We start from the raw sequence: 18,352 nt of genomic DNA, 5'->3' as shown, positions 1-18,352 counted from the left end.
CGGACGTTTCCGAGCCCTGTCCGAAGGAACAGGAACGGAATGACCGATAACCAAGACGACAAGACGCTGAGTGCATCGGGTAAGAAGACCCTCACCCTGAAGCCTTCAGGCGTAAATCAGGGAACCGTGCGCCAGGACATGGGCCGCGGACGCACCAAGGCGGTCGTGGTTGAGACCCGCAAGCGCCGCCCCCTGCGCCCCGAAGACGAAAAGCCGATCGTTGGTTCGACGACCGCTGCCGCACCGCAATCGGTGACGCGGGTTGCGGAGCCGACACCGCAGCCGCCACGCCCGCCGCAGCCGGCTCCGCGCATCCATCAGCCGGGCGGCCAGCAGCAGCGGCCACAGCAATCCAACCAGAACAACCAGCAGCGCCCGCAGCAGGAACGTTCGTCGCGGCCGGTGGTCTTGAACCATCTGTCGGCTGGCGAAATGGACGCCCGCCGCCGCGCGCTCGCCGAGGCCCAGGTTCGCGACGCCGCCGATGCGGTGCGCCGTGCCGAGGAAGAAGCACGCCGCCTTCAGGAAGAAGAGGCACGCCGCATCGCCGAACAGGCTGAAGCTGCCCGCCGGGCCGCCGAAGAGGCTGCTCGCGCCGCCGAAGCCAAGGTCGAAGCAGCCGCCGCGCCGGTGGAAGCGCCAAAGCCTGCAGCCGCCCAGCCGGCCGCGGCCGCGGCTCCTGCCGTTGCACGTCGTCCGGATGCGGCTCCGCAGCCTGCACGCCCCGGCGCTCCTGCTGCCGACGCACCGGCCAACCGCCGCCGCACCAATGAGGAAGAGACCGATCGCGGCCCGCCGCGCGGCGCTCCGGCACGCGGCAAGGTCACGCGTCCTGAGCCGGCAAAGCCGGTCACAACCCGCCCGAAGACGGACGAAGAGCGTCGCCGCGGCAAGCTCACCGTGACGACGGCGAATGTCGATGAAGACGGCAGCGCTCGCGGCCGCTCGCTTTCGGCCATGCGCCGCCGCCAGGAAAAGTTCCGCCGCAGCCAGATGCAGGAAACGCGCGAAAAGATCTCGCGTGAAGTCGTGCTTCCGGAGACCATCACCATTCAGGAACTGTCGCAGCGCATGTCCGAACGCGCCGTCGACGTCATCAAGTTCCTGATGAAGGAAGGCCAGATGATGAAGCCGGGCGACGTCATCGACGCCGACCTGGCCGAGCTGATCGCCAGCGAATTCGGCCATACGGTCAAGCGCGTTTCGGAATCCGACATCGAACAGGGCATCTTCAACGTTGCCGACGAGGAAGGCGAACTGGTTTCGCGTCCGCCCGTCGTCACCATCATGGGTCACGTCGACCACGGCAAGACCTCGCTGCTCGACGCCATCCGCAAGACGAGCGTCGTCTCGGGCGAAGCCGGTGGCATCACCCAGCATATCGGCGCCTACCAGGTCGAGCAGAACGGTCAGAAGATCACCTTCATCGACACCCCGGGCCACGCCGCCTTCACGGCAATGCGTGCCCGCGGCGCCCAGGCGACCGACATCGCGATCCTCGTGGTTGCGGCCGACGACAGCGTGATGCCGCAGACGATCGAATCGATCAGCCATGCGAAGGCAGCGGGTGTTCCGATCATCGTGGCGATCAACAAGATCGACAAGCACGAAGCCAATCCGCAGAAGGTCCGCACCGAACTGCTGCAGCACGAAGTCTTCGTCGAATCCATGGGCGGTGAAGTGCTCGACGTGGAAGTGTCGGCAAAGAACGGCACCAACCTCGACAAGCTGCTCGAAGCCATCCTGCTGCAGGCGGAAATCCTTGACCTCAAGGCCAATCCGAACCGCACGGCAGAAGGCACGGTCATCGAAGCCCAGCTGGATCGCGGTCGCGGCTCCGTCGCCACCGTCCTCGTCCAGAAGGGCACGCTGCGTCCGGGCCAGATCGTCGTTGCCGGCGATCAGTGGGGCCGTGTGCGCGCGCTGGTCAACGACAAGGGCGAGCATGTGAAGGAAGCGACCCCGGCGACGCCGGTCGAGGTCCTCGGTCTGTCGGGCACGCCGGCGGCCGGCGACAAGTTCGCCGTCGTCGAAAACGAAAGCCGCGCCCGCGAGATTTCCGAATATCGTCAGCGTCTGGCCCGCGACAAGGCCGCTGCCCGCCAGTCGGGCCAGCGCGGATCGCTCGAACAGATGATGACCCAGCTGCAGAGCGTCGGCGTGAAGGAATTCCCGCTGGTGATCAAGGGCGACGTGCAGGGCTCGATCGAAGCCATTGCCGGCGCGCTGGAGAAGCTCGGCACCGACGAAGTCAGGGCCCGCATCGTTCATTCGGGCGCAGGCGGCATCACGGAGTCGGACATTTCGCTGGCCGAAGCCTCGAACGCCGCCATCATCGGCTTCAACGTTCGCGCCAATGCCCAGGCACGCCAGTTCGCAGAGCGCGAAGGCATCGAAATCCGCTACTACAACATCATCTACGACCTCGTGGATGACGTGAAGGCAGCGATGTCGGGCCTGCTCTCGCCGGAGCGCCGCGAAACCTTCCTCGGCAATGCCGAGATCCTCGAGGTGTTCAACATCACGAAGGTCGGCAAGGTCGCGGGTTGCCGCGTTACCGAAGGCAAGGTCGAGCGTGGCGTCGGCGTGCGCCTGGTGCGCGACAACGTCGTCATCCACGAAGGTAAGCTCAAGACGCTCAAGCGCTTCAAGGACGAAGTATCGGAAGTCAATGTCGGCCAGGAATGCGGCATGGCCTTCGAAAACTACGAGGACATTCGCGTCGGCGATACGATCGAATGCTTCCGCGTCGAGCACATCACGCGCACGCTGTAAGCAATCGTTCGATTTGAGAGATACCAAAACCGCCGGCCAAGTCCGGCGGTTTTTTGTTGGACCCGACCGGACGGCCATGTGGTCATCACGCGGCAGGCGGGGCGGCGTTTTGCGCTATCGCCGTAAGGGTCAACACGACAGGCACCTTCTGGACGTCGACACATACGACGATTTGGCGTGGCTGGAGCGAGATCCCCGATATAGGCCGCCGTGACGCGCGGATCGGATTCGACATAGGATCTTCCTGGCCTGTGTTCCGGCATCCGCTTTTGCCAAACCGAGCAGGCGGGAGGCCGCATTCGCGAGGATTCTCGGCTTCCGGTGGCCCAGACAGGCCATCCAGCCTTGACCTTTGCGCCGGATCGAGTCATGTGACCCGCTTTATTGCGTCCACGGGACGCTGCTAATGGAAAAACCATGACCAGACCAACTTCTTCCGCGCCTTCGCAGCGCATGCTTCGCGTCGGCGAGCAGGTGCGCGCAGCGATCACGCAGGTTCTGCAGCGCGGCGAAGTGCGCGACGACCTGATCGAGCGCACAGTGATCTCCATTTCCGAAGTGCGCATGTCGCCGGATCTGAAGATCGCCACCGCTTTCGTGACCCCGCTCGGCGTCACCGACCACAACACCGTCATCGAGGCGCTCAATCGCCATGCGAAGTACATCCGCGGCCGCCTCGGCCCGCAGCTTCGCCAGATGAAATACATGCCGGAAGTGCGCTTCCGCGACGATACGAGCTTCGACAATTACAAGAAGATCGACGCCTTGCTGCGTTCACCCGAGGTCAGCCGCGATCTCGAAGACGATAACGACCAAGATCAATAACAGAGACAGAGAATGTCCAAACCACGCAAGCCCAAGGGCCGCCCGATTTCGGGCTGGCTCATCCTCGACAAGCCGGTGGATTTCGGCTCGACCGAAGCCGTTTCCAAGATCAAGTGGCTGTTCAAGGCCCAGAAGGCCGGCCATGCCGGTACGCTCGATCCGCTGGCATCCGGCATGCTGCCGATCGCGCTCGGCGACGCCACCAAGACGGTTCCCTACGTCATGGACGGCCGCAAGATCTACGAATTCACCGTCACCTGGGGCGAGGAGCGCGCTTCCGACGACCTCGAAGGCGCGATTACCGCCACCTCGGACAAGCGCCCGGGCGAAGAGGACATCCGCGCGCTGCTGCCGAAATATACCGGCGCCATCCAGCAGATTCCGCCGCAGTTCTCCGCCATCAAGATATCAGGCGAACGCGCCTATGACCTCGCCCGCGAAGGCGAAACGGTCGAGATCCCGTCGCGCGAGGTGGAGATTTTCCGCCTGACGCTGCTCGCCTGCCCGGATGCCGATACTGCGCATTTCGAGGTCGAGTGCGGCAAGGGAACCTATGTGCGCGCGCTTGCCCGCGATTTCGGCCGCGACCTCGGTTGCTACGGCCATATTTCCGGCCTGCGCCGCAGCTTCGTCGCTCCCTTCGCCGAGGAGACGATGGTGCCGCTTGCCGACCTCGTGGCGCTGGAAGCCATCGAGGATGCGGACGAACGGCTTGCAGCCCTCGATGCACTGCTGATCGACACCGCCGAGGCCCTGTCTTCGCTGCCCCATCTCGTCATCAGCGACGACCAGGCGCATCGCCTGAAGATGGGCAACCCGATCCTGGTTCGCGGGCGCGATGCGCCGGTTGCCGAAACCGAGGCCTACGCCACGGCACGCGGCAAGCTGATCGCCATCGGCGAGATCGGCCAGGGCGAATTCCGCCCCAAGCGCGTGTTCGGCTGACCTTTTGCCGGTGGCAAAAGGCGGCTATTGCGAGGCAGCAGCGTACGATATGTTCTCCGACGGGCCATGACGGCCCGTTCAAAGGGGGCAAACATGCGCAGAATTGCAATCGGAATACTGGCATTCCTTTCGTTGTTCCTGACAATTGCCGGCGCTCAATCCGCCGAGCGCTGGGCCGGCTTGCCGGCTTTTCCGCCGATGCCGCAGCCAAAGACGAGCGGCATGGCCGATGTCAACGACATCAAGATGTACTATGCCGAATATGGCGAGGGTGACCCGATCCTCTTCATCCATGGCGGACTTGGGAATGCCGAGGTCTGGGGCGCTCAGGTTGCCGATTTCGCTAAGGATCATCTCGTCATCGTCGCCGACAGCCGCGGTCACGGCCGATCGACCCGCAGCCAGCAGCCCTTCGGCTATGATCTGATGACCTCGGACTACGTCGCGCTGCTCGACTATCTGAAAATCGACAGGGTGACGCTGGTTGGATGGTCTGACGGCGGCATCATCGGCATCGACATGGCGATGAAACATCCCGAAAAGCTGACGCGGGTGATCGCCCAGGCCGCCAATGTCACGACCGATGGCGTGAAGCCCGATGTCATGAACAACAAGACCTTCAACGACTACATCAATGTCGCCGGCGAGTATTACAAGAAGCTGTCGCCGACCCCGAACGAATACGACGCCTTCGTCAACCAGATCTCACAGATGTGGGCGACACAACCGGCATGGACGGGAGCCGACCTCGGAAAGATCTCCGTGCCGGTGACGCTTGCCATCGGCGACCACGACGAGGCGGTCAAGCTCGACCATACGCAGATGATGGCCAAGGAAATTCCGGGGGCCAAGCTCGTTATCCTGAAGGACGCCAGCCATTTCGCCATGCTGCAGGATCCGGAGGGCTACGATGCCATGATCCGGGATGCCATGGCGGGACGCTGAAAGGCGGCTCGGGGAGAACCCTCTTTCCATTGCCGCTCATTTGGTTTATAGGCAGCGCCAGCATCAGGCATGCCTGAGTGCATTCGCGGCCAATGCTGGACGACATCCCGGCGTTTGGCGACTTTAATTTCCTCTCATAGAAAGGACTATCCGATGTCGATCACTGCTGAGCGCAAGGCTGCGCTGATCAAGGAATACGCCACCGTCGAAGGCGACACCGGTTCTCCGGAAGTCCAGGTAGCGATCCTGACCGAGCGCATCAACAACCTCACGGACCACTTCAAGGACCACAAGAAGGACAACCACTCCCGTCGTGGCCTTCTGACGATGGTTTCCAGCCGGCGCTCGCTTCTTGACTATCTCAAGAAGAAGGACGAAGGCCGTTATACCAAGCTGATCACCAGCCTCGGTATCCGCCGCTAACGGAATTTCCGGCGGGCGTTCACCTGAACGTCCGCCGGATGCTTATGAGGGGTATGCCCCTCAGACTGTTTCGCCTGCGCCTCGCATTTGCGCGACGCGAAACTACCGGCAGCCCGGATGGGCCGGCGCTGCCAACAACAACCGTTGACCTGTCATGGGGCAGGATTGCCGGATGCTTTCAGCCGAAGCCTCGTGCTTCGGCCTGACTTCGAAAGCCTCTCGTTGTCTTGCCCGTGATGCGTCACATTTCGTGCGGTTGAAGATGTGCCTTGCCGAATGTCTCGGCGACGGCGCCTTTTCCCGCACAATGTTAGGACAAGATATGTTCGATATCCATACTGTCGAAATCGAGTGGGCAGGCCGCCCGCTGAAGCTCGAAACCGGCAAGATCGCCCGTCAGGCCGACGGCGCCGTCGTCGCCACCTACGGCGAGACCGTGGTTCTTGCCACCGTCGTTTCCGCCAAGTCGCCGAAGCCGGGCCAGGATTTCTTCCCGCTCACCGTCAACTACCAGGAAAAGACCTACGCAGCCGGCAAGATCCCCGGCGGCTACTTCAAGCGCGAAGGACGTCCGAGCGAAAACGAAACCCTCGTTTCCCGGCTGATCGACCGTCCGATCCGCCCGCTCTTCCCGGAAGGCTACAAGAACGACACGCAGGTCGTCGTCACCGTCATCCAGCATGACCTGGAAAACAATCCCGACATCCTGTCGATGGTTGCCACATCCGCAGCGCTCACGCTCTCCGGCGTTCCCTTCATGGGCCCGGTCGGCGGCGCTCGCGTCGGCTACATCAACGGCGAATACGTGCTCAACCCGCATCTCGACGAGATGGACGAATCGAGCCTCGACCTCGTCGTCGCCGGCACGCAGGACGCCGTTCTGATGGTTGAGTCGGAAGCCAAGGAACTGCCTGAGGACGTCATGCTCGGCGCCGTCATGTTCGGCCATCGCGGCTTCCAGCCGGTCATCGACGCGATCATCAAGCTCGCTGAAGTCGCTGCCAAGGAACCGCGCGATTTCACGCCGGAAGATTATTCCGAACTCGAAGCCGAAATGCTCGGCATTGCCGAAGCCGAGCTGCGCACCGCCTACAAGAACACGCAGAAGGCTGAACGTTACGCTGCCGTCGACGCCGTCAAGGCCAAGGTCAAGGCACACTTCCTCCCGGAAGGCGTAGAGCCGAAGTATTCCGCCGAAGTCATCGGCGCCGTCTTCAAGCACCTGCAGGCCAAGATCGTTCGCTGGAACATCCTCGACACGTCGAGCCGCATCGACGGCCGCGACCTGTCGACCGTTCGCCCGATCGTTTCGGAAGTCGGCCTTCTGCCGCGCACGCACGGTTCGGCGCTGTTTACCCGCGGTGAAACGCAGGCAATCGTCGTCGCCACGCTCGGCACCGGCGAAGACGAACAGTATGTCGACAGCCTGACGGGCATGTACAAGGAGCGCTTCCTGCTCCATTACAACTTCCCTCCCTACTCGGTTGGCGAAACCGGCCGCATGGGTTCCCCGGGTCGTCGCGAAATCGGTCACGGCAAGCTCGCATGGCGCGCTATCCGCCCGATGCTGCCGACGGCTGAACAGTTCCCCTACACGCTGCGCGTCGTCTCCGAGATCACCGAGTCCAACGGCTCGTCCTCGATGGCAACGGTTTGCGGCACCTCGCTCGCTCTGATGGACGCCGGCGTTCCGCTGGCCAAGCCGGTTGCCGGCATTGCCATGGGTCTGATCCTGGAAGGCGATCGTTTCGCCGTTCTCTCCGACATTCTCGGTGACGAAGACCACCTCGGCGACATGGACTTCAAGGTCGCCGGCACCGCCGACGGCATCACCTCGCTGCAGATGGACATCAAGATCGCCGGCATCACCGAAGAGATCATGAAGGTCGCTCTCGGCCAGGCACAGGGCGGTCGCACGCACATCCTCGGCGAAATGTCCAAGGCAATCACCGAGAGCCGCGGCCAGCTCGGCGAATTCGCACCGCGCATCGAAGTCATGAACATCCCGGTCGACAAGATCCGTGAAGTCATCGGCTCCGGCGGCAAGGTCATCCGCGAAATCGTCGAAAAGACCGGCGCGAAGATCAACATCGAAGACGACGGCACCGTCAAGATCGCCTCGTCCTCCGGCAAGGAAATCGAAGCGGCCCGCAAGTGGATCCACTCGATCGTCGCCGAGCCGGAAGTCGGCCAGATCTACGAAGGCACGGTCGTCAAGACCGCCGACTTCGGCGCTTTCGTCAACTTCTTCGGCGCCCGCGACGGCCTCGTCCACATCTCGCAGCTCGCTTCCGAGCGCGTCGCGAAGACGCAGGACGTCGTCAAGGAAGGCGACAAGGTCTGGGTCAAGCTGCTCGGCTTCGACGAGCGCGGCAAGGTTCGCCTGTCCATGAAGGTCGTCGACCAGGCCACCGGCCAGGAAATCGCCGCCGACAAGAAGAAGGATGACGCGGCCGAGTAAGCTGCGCCTTCATTCAGGTTCCGGGGCGCGGGATTCGTTTCCGCGCCCCTTTTATATTGATGCCGTCGGCCGCCCCTGCTGAAGCTGCGTGCCCGGCCCCTCACCCTAGCCCTCTCCCCGCACGCGGGGAGAGGGGATAACGATTGTGCTCGATAACAGTCCTTCCTACTAAGAGGCATGTTGTCTTGCTCCGTCGTCCCCTCTCCCCGTTCCAACGGGGAGAGGGTTAGGGTGAGGGGCAAGTACCGGATAAGACGGTGGCACGGATCCGACGAACGAAACCCACTCCCATGACGAGATCACGCCCATGAGCCGCGACGCCCTGAAGACCCTGTTTCATCCCTTTGCCTCCGGCACCGTAGACGCGCCCGGCGAGGGCGAGCGGATCCTGTTTCTCGGCGCCGAGGCCGGCTTTGCGCTGCCTGACGGTTTTGCCGCCGAGCTTTCCGCCGTCCAGGGCTTCCGCCCCTTCTATCGCCAGCTGCAGGCGCAGCGCATCAACGTGACGCCGGAAATCGAGGGCAGTGACTATGACGGCGCGCTCGTGCTTTGCGGCAAGCACAAGGGTGAAAACGAAAGCCATATCGCCGAAGCGCTTTCGCGCGTGAAGGAAGGTGGCCTGATCGTCGTCGCCGGCGGCAAGGAAGACGGCATTCAGCCGCTGCGCAAGCGCATCGAAGGTTTTGGCCTTACGGTCGAGCATATGCCGAAATATCATGGCGTCGCCTTCTGGTTCGCGCGCCCCGCCGACATCGAGGCGCTGACGGCGCAGCTCGTGAAGCCCGCAACGCGCGTCGACGACCGGTTTACCACCGCGGCCGGCATGTTCTCCCATGACCGGATCGATGCCGGCTCCGAGCTGCTGGCTTCGCGCCTGCCGACCGACTTCAGCGGCGATGCCGCCGACTTTGGCGCCGGATGGGGCTATCTCTCTGTCGAGCTGGCGACAAAGTCGCCAAGGATCGCGCGTATCGACCTCTACGAGGCCCACTACGACGCGCTGGAGGCCGCCCGCGCCAATCTGCTGGCAAATTGCCCGAAGGTCGCCCAGCGCTTCTTCTGGCACGATCTGGCGAGCGAGCCGGTCAAGGACAAGTACGACCTCATCGTCATGAACCCGCCCTTCCATGAGGGGCACGCCGCCGAACCCTCGCTCGGTCAGGCGATGATCAAGACCGCCGCCTCGGCGCTCCGCAGCGGCGGACGGCTGATGCTGGTCGCCAATCGCGGCCTGCCCTACGAGCCGGTCCTGGCCGAACACTTCAAGGAGCATGGCGAGACCTGCCGCAATGCCCGCTACAAGGTGCTCTGGGCAAAGAAATAAGCGATGAAGGCGGCCGATCGGTCGCCTTTTTTATGTTCGCTTGGTCATGGCTTCGGTTTCGGCGCTCTCGCAGCCCACTCGCGGCTCAGCACGGCATAGACGCATTCGTCGCCCCAGACGCCGTTGAAGCGATCGCTTTCGATCAAGAGCGCCTCACGACGCAGACCGAGCCGTTCGACGACGCCGACGGACCGGGCATTCTTCGCATCCAGCCGCGCGAAGATCCGGTGAAAGCCGAACGTTTCGAAACCGAGCGTGATGATGGCGTCCGTCGCCTCGGTCGCATATCCCCTTCCGGCATGGGCCGGACTGAAGATATAGCCGACCTCGGCCTGCAGCGCGGCCTTGTTTGCGAATGTCAGGCTGACGTCCCCCACCAAGGCGCCGTCCTCCCGCCGAATGGCGGCGCACGGCAGCGTATCGCCGTCTTCCGAGAAAGAAGAATTCAAGCGGGCATCGAAGCGCGCCTTCATCGCCTCCGGCGAAGGGGGATCGCGGTACAGGAAACGATAGATATCCGGCAGGGAGCGATAGGCGCTGTAGGCCTCGAAATCCCCCGGCACAAAACGGCGGAGGAGGAGACGTTCGGTCGATGCGAAGGGTTCGGCGTCGTGGGACGTCATTCGGGAATCCCCTGAAAGGATATCCGGAAGTTCGGTCCTCCCGGCCAAGGACCGAGAGGATGGCTCAAATCAAGGATGCCTACTCGGCATCGGCCGTCGACAGCGTTTCCAAAGTCGGCATCGAGGTGATGTTGTAGCCGGCATCGACGAAGTGGATTTCGCCGGTAACGCCCGCCGACAGGTCCGACAGGAGATAGAGCGACGACGAGCCTACCTGATCGATGGTGACCGACTTGCGCAACGGCGCGTTGCGCTGGTTCCACGACAGGATGGCGCGGGCATCCGAAATGCCGGCGCCGGCCAGCGTGCGGATCGGGCCGGCGGAAACGGCGTTGACGCGGATGCCGCGCGGGCCGTAGTCGGCGGCGAGATAGCGAACCGAAGCCTCAAGCGCCGCCTTGGCGACACCCATGACGTTGTAGTTCGGGATCACGCGCGTCGAGCCGTTATAGGTCAGCGTCAGCATGCTGCCGCCTTCGGTCATGAGGTCGGCGGCGCGTTTGGCGATCTCGGTGAAGGAGAAGCAGGAAATCACCATGGTGCGGGTGAAATTGTCCCGCGTGGTGTTGGCATAAAGCCCCTTCAGCTCGTTCTTGTCGGAAAAGCCGATGGCGTGGACGATGAAATCCAGCTTGCCCCAGCGCGCCTTGATCTCGTCGAAGACGGCATCGACGGATACAAGATCCTCGACGTCGCACGGCAGAAGGAAATCCGAGCCGACTTCGGCTGCCAGCGGCTTGACGCGCTTGCCGAGCGCCTCGCCCTGAAATGTGAAAGCCAGCTCCGCGCCCTCGGCTGCGAGCGCCTTCGAAATACCCCAGGCAATCGAGTGATTGTTTGCGACGCCCATGATGAGGCCGCGCTTACCCTGCATGATTCCCGTCATTGCCTTATCCGTTGTAGCGCTGGAACACGAGCGTGGCGTTGGTGCCGCCGAAGCCGAAGGAGTTCGAAAGAGCGATATCGAACTTGGCGTCGTCGATACGCTTGCGCACGATCGGCACGCCTTCGAATTCCGGATCGAGTTCGGTGATATGGGCACTTTCGCCGATGAAGCGTTCCTGCATCATCAGGATCGAATAGATCGATTCCTGCACGCCGGCTGCTCCGAGCGAATGGCCCGTCAGCGACTTGGTCGACTGGATCGGCGGGATCCTGTCGCCAAAGACTTCGCGAATCGCGCCGATTTCCTTGCTGTCGCCCACCGGTGTCGAGGTGCCGTGGGTGTTGATGTAGTCGATATCGCCCTTCACCGTGGCGAGCGCCTGGCGCATGCAGCGCGCGGCACCCTCACCCGACGGCGCGACCATGTCGTATCCATCCGAGGTGGCGCCGTAGCCGACGATCTCGGCATAGATCTTGGCGCCGCGCGCCTTGGCGTGTTCCAGCTCTTCCAGAACCAGCACGCCGGCGCCGCCGGCGATGACGAAGCCGTCACGCTTGGCGTCATAGGCCCGCGAAGCGGTTTCCGGATGATTCTCGTTGAAGTCGGACGACATGGCACCCATGGCGTCGAAGAGGTTCGACATGGTCCAGTCGAGATCTTCGTGGCCGCCGGCGAACATCACGTCCTGCTTGCCCCACTGGATCATTTCAGCGGCATTGCCGATGCAGTGCGCCGAGGTCGAGCAGGCGGACGAGATCGAATAGTTGACGCCGTGGATCTTGAACCAGGTCGCAAGCGTTGCCGACGCGGTCGAGGACATCGACTTCGGCACGGCGAACGGGCCGATGCGCTTCGGGCTGTTGTTCTTGCGGGTGATGTCGGCGGCTTCGATCAGCGTGCGGGTCGACGGGCCGCCGGAGCCCATGATGATGCCGGTGCGCTCGTTGGTGATGTCACCTTCCTCGAGGCCGCTATCGGCGATCGCCTGCTTCATGGCGACATGGTTCCACGCGCCACCCTGCGACAGGAAGCGCATCGCACGACGATCCACCAGCTCGGTCGTATCGATGTTCGGCGAACCCCAGACCTGGCACTTGAAGCCATGCTCGGCAAAATCGGGAGAGAAAGAAATGCCGGATTTGGCTTCGCGCAGCGAGGCGGTCACTTCTTGAGCATTGTTTCCAATCGAAGAGACAATACCCAGACCCGTAACAACTACCCGTCTCATATCGATGACCTTTTCTAAAACGTCTGTCTTGGTGGAGGCGGCGGAGCCGCGATTCAGGCGACCTTGTCCTTCGACAGGCCCACGCGCAGGTCCGACGCCTGATAGATGGTCTCGCCGTCGGCCTTCAGCCAGCCGTCCGCCGTGCCGAGGACCAGGCGGCCACGCATGACGCGCTTGAAATCGATGCCGTATTCGAGAAGTTTCGTGTCCGGGCGAACCATGCCCTTGAACTTCACCTCGCCGGTGGAAAGCGCCATGCCGCGGCCGGGCTCGCCGAGCCAGCCGAGGAAGAAGCCGGTGAGCTGCCACATGCCGTCCAGGCCGAGGCAGCCGGGCATGATCGGATTGCCGGCGAAATGACACGGGAAGTACCAGTCATCGGGACGCACGTCGTATTCGGCGCGGATGAAGCCCTTGTCGAAGGCGCCGCCGGTCTCGGAGATTTCGGTAATGCGATGGACCATCAGCATCGGCGGCAGGGGGAGCTGCGCATTGCCCGGACCGAACAGTTCGCCGCGGCCGCAGGCCAGGATTTCCTCGTAATTGAAGCTGGACTGTCTCGTCGTCATAAAAAATCCGTTTCCCCCGCATGAATGCCGATGGATGTGAAGCTTTAGTGCAAGATGGACAGAAAATGAAGCGAAAGCATCACACACTCATTCATCCGCTCTATCGAACGCACTAGCCGTTATGTGGTGGTCGCATACAGGAACGCCAGAGCCGCGACCAGAGCGAAATGCGCCAAAAGCCCGTTTTTTGCGGCTTTTGAGCAGCTTCCCACCCCATCGAAACTATTGAAAGCAATCAAGGCAAAAGTTATATGGCTTAGTTAAGAATTACAGAGATCAGGAATCCGGAGTCCCTGAATGGCGGAAGAGGCCGAAATCGCGATCGAAAGCAGGCTGCGCAACGTGGGCCTGAGGCCGACCCGACAGCGGATTGCGCTGGGTGATCTTCTCTTTGCGAAGGGCGACCGGCATCTGACCGTGGAAGAACTTCACGAGGAAGCCGTTGCCGCCGGCGTTCCGGTTTCGCTGGCAACTGTCTACAACACGCTGCATCAATTCACCGAGGCCGGCCTGATCCGCGTGCTCGCCGTCGAGAGCACCAAGACCTATTTCGACACCAACGTCTCCGACCACCATCACTTTTTCGTGGAAGGCCACAACGAGGTGCTGGATATCCCGATCAGCAATCTGACGATCGGCAATCTGCCGGAGCCGCCGAAGGGCATGGAAATCGCCCATGTCGACGTGGTGATCCGCCTGCGCCGCAAGCAGCAGCGTTAAGGCAGCTCTTCCCGCAGCAACCGTCCTGCGGCAAAAAGTCTTCCGTCACATCACATCATCCGGATGCCGGCCCGGCCTGTGGCGATAGGTCGGAAAGGTCCAGCCGAACCAGAGCGCGCCGCCACGGACCGCAAAGGCCGCGATCACGCCCAATCCGGCGGATACATAGAGCGGCATCATCGTCGCGTTGGCGGCCGTGAAGACGCCCGCGCCGACGAGCGAGGCCGTGACATAGATTTCCGGCCGCAGCAGCACCGAGGGCTCGTTCGCCAGCAGATCGCGCAGGATGCCGCCGAACGTCGCCGTCAGCGCGCCGGTGACGATGGCGACGGTGGGTGAGCCCGTCGCCGCCATGCCCTTGGCGGCCCCCATGACGCAATAGGCCGACAGTCCCACCGCATCGAGCCAGAGAAGCAGCCGGTAGCGCGATTCGAACAGATGCGCGGTGAAGAAGAACAGCACGCCGACCACGGCGCAGATGATGATATAGGTCGGGTTCAGCACCCAGAAGACGGGCACCCGGCCAAGAACGATATCGCGAAGCGTGCCGCCTCCGATGCCCGTGACGGCGGCCAGGAACAGGAAGCCGATCAGGTCGAGCTGCTTGCGCGAGGCCGCGAGCGCACCGGTTGCGGCAAAAAGGGCGACGCCGGCATAATCAAGAAACGAAAGAAGCGACATCGAAAACTCCAACGGGGCGCCGGCGATCTTTCCGAAATGAATCACGACGGCAAGGGCCGCGCAAGCAGGCGCGTGTAAAGATGTCGTAGCGGCTACGGCGACTATCGCATGGCCGTAACGGCGCTTCGAAGAGGAATCCCCCCGTGAAATCCCTGCTGATCGTAATCCTCAACCTCGTCGCACTCGTGATGATGCCCGCCGTGGCCATGGCGCAGCAATCGATCCTGCCGGATCCCGTGGCCTTCGAGAAGGATCACTTCACCAAGAGCTGCGACGGACAGGTGAGCTTCGGCGATCATTTTTCGACGGAGCAGGATATCAACAACGACAAGCTGACCGACATAGTGGTCAACGAAGGCGAGATCACCTGCAAGGGCGAAAAAGGACCCTACTGCAACGATGAGGGTTGCCCCTACAATTTCTACGCCCAGGTGGCCGAAGGCGGCTATCTGCTGATCGCCACGGCGCAGATCTACGGCTACGATTTCATCCAGCGTTTCGGCAACATGGTGCTTGTCATGAAGATGCATCCGCGCTTCTGCGACCGCAAGGACGGGGAAGATCCTTGCGAGATCACGGTCCGGGTGCGCGGCACCAAATTCGTCACCATCTCCAAGAAGTAGCTTTCACGGCGCGGGGTAAAGCGCCGAGGTGCGGCCGACGGCGTAATATCCGACCAGGCCGACCCATTCGCGCACGCCCGTCGCCAGGAGCTGCGCATTGCGCGAGGGCTGGGTCAGATCGAGACCCAGGCTTTCCTTGCCGGTGCTGCGATAATCGACCGGCCACGGCACGACATCGATCCCCTGCTTGCGGAAAATCCCCATCGAGCGCGGCATATGGAAGCCGGAGGTGATGAGCAGGCAATCCGAAAGCCCGTTCTGCGCCAGCAGCTGCTTCGTATTGACCGCATTCTCGAAGGTGGTGCGCGAGGTCTTGTCCTCGATCATCCGGCTCGTCGAAATGCCGAGCGCGGTGAAGAAGCGCTCCGAGATGACGGCATCGCCCTCATAGGCGCCGCCGATCGAGCCGTCGCCGCCCGAGATCAAGATACGCGCCTGCGGAAATTTCTGCGCCAGCCGCAAAGCTTCGATGAGGCGGTCGCCGGCCGAATCGAGTTCGTAGCCGCCGCGCACGGTCGTCACCTCGTTCTGCGTGGCGCCGCCGAGAACGATCATGCATTTGAGATCGGCCGGATCGGCAGCGGGGTGCGGAAAGCGCTCCTCCAGCCCCTGCACGATGTAGGAGCCTGCCGTCGTATAGAGCGTGACGAAGAGGATGAGCACGGATAGCAGCGACGAGGCAATGACGGTGGCGCGCCAGCGCAGGAGCGCGGCAACGAATGCCAGCAGGACGAAGAAAAACGCCAGCGACAGCGGCTGACCCAAGATCCAGACAAGTTTCGAAAAAACGAACACGGCACATCCTTACGCTTGTCGGCAAAACGATTCGGCTTTTCTCCTAGCAGATTTTGTGCGCTGCAATGTGGCTATTTCGACCGCCGCACCATCGGGGCCGCCGCCATCAGGCGGTGGCTGAAGCGGCGCTGCAGCGGGCGGGGAATGAAAAGCGTGACCAATGCCAGGAGGAGCGCTGCCATCGACACCAGCCACAGCGCATGCGCGCCCAATGCGCCGGCAAGAAACGCACCGATGATGGCGCCGACGATCATGCCGCTCCAGGGCACGATCTGCACCGTCCAGGCAAAGTCGCGGTCGCCCAGCAAGAAGCGGCCAATGCCGCGACCGAAACGCGAGAGCGCCCCGGTAACGTAAGTCAGGCCGATCGGCAGACCTTCGATATGTTCGACGGTGGCGTTGACCAGGCCCATGGCGAGCACCACCAGATAGAACTGCACCAGAATCAACGACGGCTCCGCAAAACCCGCGGCTGCGGCGAGAAGGACGCTGACGCAGGCCAGCACCACGAAAGCCCGCCGGTCGGCCGCATGTGCGATGACGATCCCGAGCGCATTGCCGGCTATGAATGTCAGGATCGCGGAAAACAGCACCGCCGCATGGCCGAAATCCCCGGTTCCCACCGCAATCGCCGCCCGCGTCGTGTTGCCCGTCATGAAGGACACGAAGTTCCCCGTCAGCATCAGGCCGACGGCATCGGTCATGCCGGCCAAAAAGGAAATGGAGGCGACGAGCGCAAGCCCCGTCAGCCTGCGGCGGGTCCTAATGAGACGACGGCGTCGTTGTCTGGTCATGACCGAATCGGGATGGTTTGCGGAGGATGCGAGGCTAGCATGAAGTTGGGGCGAATGCGGAGATTGGATCAAATTGCCCGATAAATAGAGAGCGGGCAGAATCCATGAGTGTAGCCTCTTTTTTGCAAATGCTCTGCCTGAGTGAGACTTGAGATAGGTCTCAAATTCCAGTGCTCGATATTTATCCGGAAAGGCTGAATACCAAAGAAGGACCCAAGGTGCGAACTTCGCGGTATGGGTCGACTTACCGGCATTATGACTGGCAAGCCGCTGCTTAAGATCTGAAGTCGAGCCGGTATATTGCTGTTCGGGAAAATTCACGCTTTGAAGGATGTAAACATACCACATCCGCATCTCACTCAATTGCCAGCCAGTGAATCGGATGCAACTCTATATCGAGTTTCGTGTGATTTTGTATCTGTAAATATCTGATTGAGATCTTAGCCCGTCGTCGCCCTGCGGGCTTTGCCGGGCACTGCTTCGGCCTAACGGTTTCCCGCGGCTGCGCCACGCGAAGCCCGTAAGGGCGAAGCGTGGTGGAGCTAAGCGGGATCGAACCGCTGACCTCTTGCATGCCATGCAAGCGCTCTCCCAGCTGAGCTATAGCCCCATCAAGGTGGTGCCGTTTGACCGGCCCTGGGTCCCTTCCGAGCGTTTCGCCCGTCGGGGTGGCGGCTTATTACTTGTGGTTTTCACAGATAGCAAGCCGAAAAATTCGGCCCGGGAAATTTTTCTTGTTCACCGGGCCGACTGTCTTGAGATCAGACGTCGTCGTCGTCGCCGGTGACGCCGATGATGTCGCTCATGTCGTCATCGTCTTCATCTTCGTCGGCTTCGAGGAAGGTGTCGTCGTCATCGTCGCCGATTTCGACATCGTCATCGCCGATATCCGGAATATCGTCGCCGGCAGCAGCCTCATCGGCATCCTCGAGGGACACCAGTTCGACTTCGGTGCTTTCGGTATCGACCTCGGCCACTTCTTCTTCTTCCGGAACTTCCTTCGAAGCGGAGGTTTCTTCGAAATAGGACAACGGCCAGGACTTGCCGGTGTAGGGCGAGATCACCGGATCCCGGTTCAGGTCATAGAACTTCTTGCCATTGTCCGGATCGGTACGTTTTGTTCCAAGTTCCGCTTTCGCCACTGTCAAAGCCTCATCAATGGCCGAATGAAAATTCGGCAATGCCGGGGAAGCCGGCGTTTTAAGGGAAATATCAGCCGGTCCCCTTAATCGTTACGGCCGTTTCTGTCAAAGCTAAAGTTCAAGCGCTTCGCCAGCGTTCTCACGCCTTCCGGGATGATCGGGCCGTGAGCCTGTGCCGACCAGCCGGCGTGAACCGCAGGATACCTTGAGCAAGAGCACCGAAGCCAGCCGCGAAATGCGGCGGGAATACCGGTCTCGCAAAGCAATTGCCCATGCCGCACGGCACCATCCCGCAGCCGGCCGTGGCACGCCGCTCGACCGGCCTTTCCGGCTCGATCCGCCTTCCCCGTGGCAGAGGCAAGGATATGCCGACGCTTCGGGACAAGCCGGACGGTAGAGGCCTCGGCAATGCCGGCAAAGGCGAAACCCGGACCCTTCTCGATCATCGCATTGCCATGGGCTTCCTCGCCATGGGGCTTGCGAGCCGGCATCCGGTTACGCTCGACGATTCCGCCATGATCGCCACGAGCTTTCCTGAGTTTTTTGCTATGATGACAAGATTGGGCGCGACGATCGAAGCCAAGGATTGATAG

At 62.0% G+C, this 18,352-nt stretch carries 17 protein-coding genes, 1 tRNA gene and 2 pseudogenes; 10 read left to right on the top strand and 10 right to left on the bottom strand.

The window, feature by feature from the left end; translation table 11 throughout:
* The first annotated feature begins 39 nt into the window (after positions 1–39).
* From infB to GR212_RS28160, 7 genes are all read left to right on the top strand, one after another.
* A complete protein-coding gene (gene infB / locus GR212_RS28190) occupies positions 40–2,775 on the top strand; it encodes a translation initiation factor IF-2 (protein WP_163991770.1) in 2,736 nt (911 codons plus the stop codon).
* A gap of 417 nt (positions 2,776–3,192) precedes the next feature.
* The gene (gene rbfA / locus GR212_RS28185; protein ID WP_163991768.1) at positions 3,193–3,600 is read left to right on the top strand and encodes a 30S ribosome-binding factor RbfA; all 408 of its coding nucleotides are present in this window, start codon (positions 3,193–3,195) and stop codon (positions 3,598–3,600) included.
* A gap of 12 nt (positions 3,601–3,612) precedes the next feature.
* Positions 3,613–4,545: a tRNA pseudouridine(55) synthase TruB gene (gene truB, locus GR212_RS28180; RefSeq protein WP_163991766.1), complete on the top strand. Its 933-nt coding sequence runs from the start codon at positions 3,613–3,615 to the stop codon at positions 4,543–4,545.
* A 93-nt stretch (positions 4,546–4,638) separates the two neighbouring features.
* Positions 4,639–5,490, top strand: coding sequence for an alpha/beta fold hydrolase (locus tag GR212_RS28175; RefSeq protein WP_163991764.1), 852 nt, complete (start codon positions 4,639–4,641; stop codon positions 5,488–5,490).
* Positions 5,491–5,643: 153 nt separating this feature from the next.
* The gene (rpsO, locus tag GR212_RS28170; protein WP_047635766.1) at positions 5,644–5,913 is read left to right on the top strand and encodes a 30S ribosomal protein S15; all 270 of its coding nucleotides are present in this window, start codon (positions 5,644–5,646) and stop codon (positions 5,911–5,913) included.
* Positions 5,914–6,235: 322 nt separating this feature from the next.
* Positions 6,236–8,374, top strand: a complete 2,139-nt coding sequence (gene pnp / locus GR212_RS28165) for a polyribonucleotide nucleotidyltransferase (RefSeq protein ID WP_163991762.1) — start codon at positions 6,236–6,238, stop codon at positions 8,372–8,374.
* Positions 8,375–8,681: 307 nt separating this feature from the next.
* Positions 8,682–9,698 (top strand): class I SAM-dependent methyltransferase, encoded by a 1,017-nt coding sequence (locus GR212_RS28160; protein WP_163991759.1) that lies wholly within the window; start codon positions 8,682–8,684, stop codon positions 9,696–9,698.
* Positions 9,699–9,742: 44 nt separating this feature from the next.
* Here the strand turns inward: GR212_RS28160 and GR212_RS28155 are convergent, their stop codons facing one another.
* From GR212_RS28155 to fabA, 4 genes are all read right to left on the bottom strand, one after another.
* Positions 9,743–10,321: a GNAT family N-acetyltransferase gene (locus GR212_RS28155; protein ID WP_163991757.1), complete on the bottom strand. Its 579-nt coding sequence runs from the start codon at positions 10,319–10,321 to the stop codon at positions 9,743–9,745.
* Between the two features lie 79 nt (positions 10,322–10,400).
* Positions 10,401–11,207, bottom strand: a complete 807-nt coding sequence (fabI, locus tag GR212_RS28150; protein WP_163991755.1) for an enoyl-ACP reductase FabI — start codon at positions 11,205–11,207, stop codon at positions 10,401–10,403.
* Between the two features lie 4 nt (positions 11,208–11,211).
* Positions 11,212–12,435, bottom strand: a complete 1,224-nt coding sequence (fabB, locus tag GR212_RS28145) for a beta-ketoacyl-ACP synthase I (protein WP_163991753.1) — start codon at positions 12,433–12,435, stop codon at positions 11,212–11,214.
* Positions 12,436–12,488: 53 nt separating this feature from the next.
* Positions 12,489–13,004: a 3-hydroxyacyl-[acyl-carrier-protein] dehydratase FabA gene (gene fabA, locus GR212_RS28140; RefSeq protein WP_163991751.1), complete on the bottom strand. Its 516-nt coding sequence runs from the start codon at positions 13,002–13,004 to the stop codon at positions 12,489–12,491.
* A 297-nt stretch (positions 13,005–13,301) separates the two neighbouring features.
* Here fabA and irrA point away from each other — a divergent pair, with 297 nt between their 5' ends.
* On the top strand, positions 13,302–13,724 hold the full coding sequence (gene irrA, locus GR212_RS28135) for an iron response transcriptional regulator IrrA (RefSeq protein WP_163991749.1): 423 nt from the start codon (positions 13,302–13,304) through the stop codon (positions 13,722–13,724).
* Between the two features lie 45 nt (positions 13,725–13,769).
* Here the strand turns inward: irrA and GR212_RS28130 are convergent, their stop codons facing one another.
* On the bottom strand, positions 13,770–14,405 hold the full coding sequence (locus tag GR212_RS28130; RefSeq protein ID WP_163991747.1) for a trimeric intracellular cation channel family protein: 636 nt from the start codon (positions 14,403–14,405) through the stop codon (positions 13,770–13,772).
* A gap of 143 nt (positions 14,406–14,548) precedes the next feature.
* Here GR212_RS28130 and GR212_RS28125 point away from each other — a divergent pair, with 143 nt between their 5' ends.
* Positions 14,549–15,028, top strand: coding sequence for a hypothetical protein (locus GR212_RS28125; protein WP_163991745.1), 480 nt, complete (start codon positions 14,549–14,551; stop codon positions 15,026–15,028).
* A 3-nt stretch (positions 15,029–15,031) separates the two neighbouring features.
* Here GR212_RS28125 and GR212_RS28120 read toward each other — a convergent pair whose 3' ends face one another.
* The 5 genes and pseudogenes from GR212_RS28120 to GR212_RS28105 form a co-directional block, all read right to left on the bottom strand.
* Positions 15,032–15,823, bottom strand: coding sequence for an ElyC/SanA/YdcF family protein (locus GR212_RS28120; protein ID WP_163991743.1), 792 nt, complete (start codon positions 15,821–15,823; stop codon positions 15,032–15,034).
* A gap of 71 nt (positions 15,824–15,894) precedes the next feature.
* Complete coding sequence (locus tag GR212_RS28115; RefSeq protein ID WP_204326799.1) at positions 15,895–16,617, bottom strand: YoaK family protein; 723 nt, start codon at positions 16,615–16,617, stop codon at positions 15,895–15,897.
* A 144-nt stretch (positions 16,618–16,761) separates the two neighbouring features.
* Positions 16,762–16,965 (bottom strand): annotated as a pseudogene (locus tag GR212_RS36970) (GIY-YIG nuclease family protein); the annotation flags it as partial.
* A gap of 186 nt (positions 16,966–17,151) precedes the next feature.
* Positions 17,152–17,227, bottom strand: a tRNA-Ala gene (locus tag GR212_RS28110).
* 151 nt (positions 17,228–17,378) lie between these two features.
* Positions 17,379–17,759 (bottom strand): TIGR02300 family protein, encoded by a 381-nt coding sequence (locus tag GR212_RS28105; protein ID WP_163991740.1) that lies wholly within the window; start codon positions 17,757–17,759, stop codon positions 17,379–17,381.
* Between the two features lie 383 nt (positions 17,760–18,142).
* Between GR212_RS28105 and GR212_RS28100 the strand changes: the two are divergent.
* Positions 18,143–18,349 (top strand): annotated as a pseudogene (locus tag GR212_RS28100) (3-phosphoshikimate 1-carboxyvinyltransferase); the annotation flags it as partial.
* Positions 18,350–18,352 lie beyond the last annotated feature (3 nt).

It is taken from the genome of Martinezella lusitana (genome assembly GCF_010668395.1).
GTDB classification, from domain to species: Bacteria; Pseudomonadota; Alphaproteobacteria; order Rhizobiales; family Rhizobiaceae; genus Rhizobium; species Rhizobium lusitanum_A.
The sequence above is the reverse complement of the archived record's forward strand: the minus strand, read 5'-3'. Positions and strand labels throughout refer to the sequence as shown.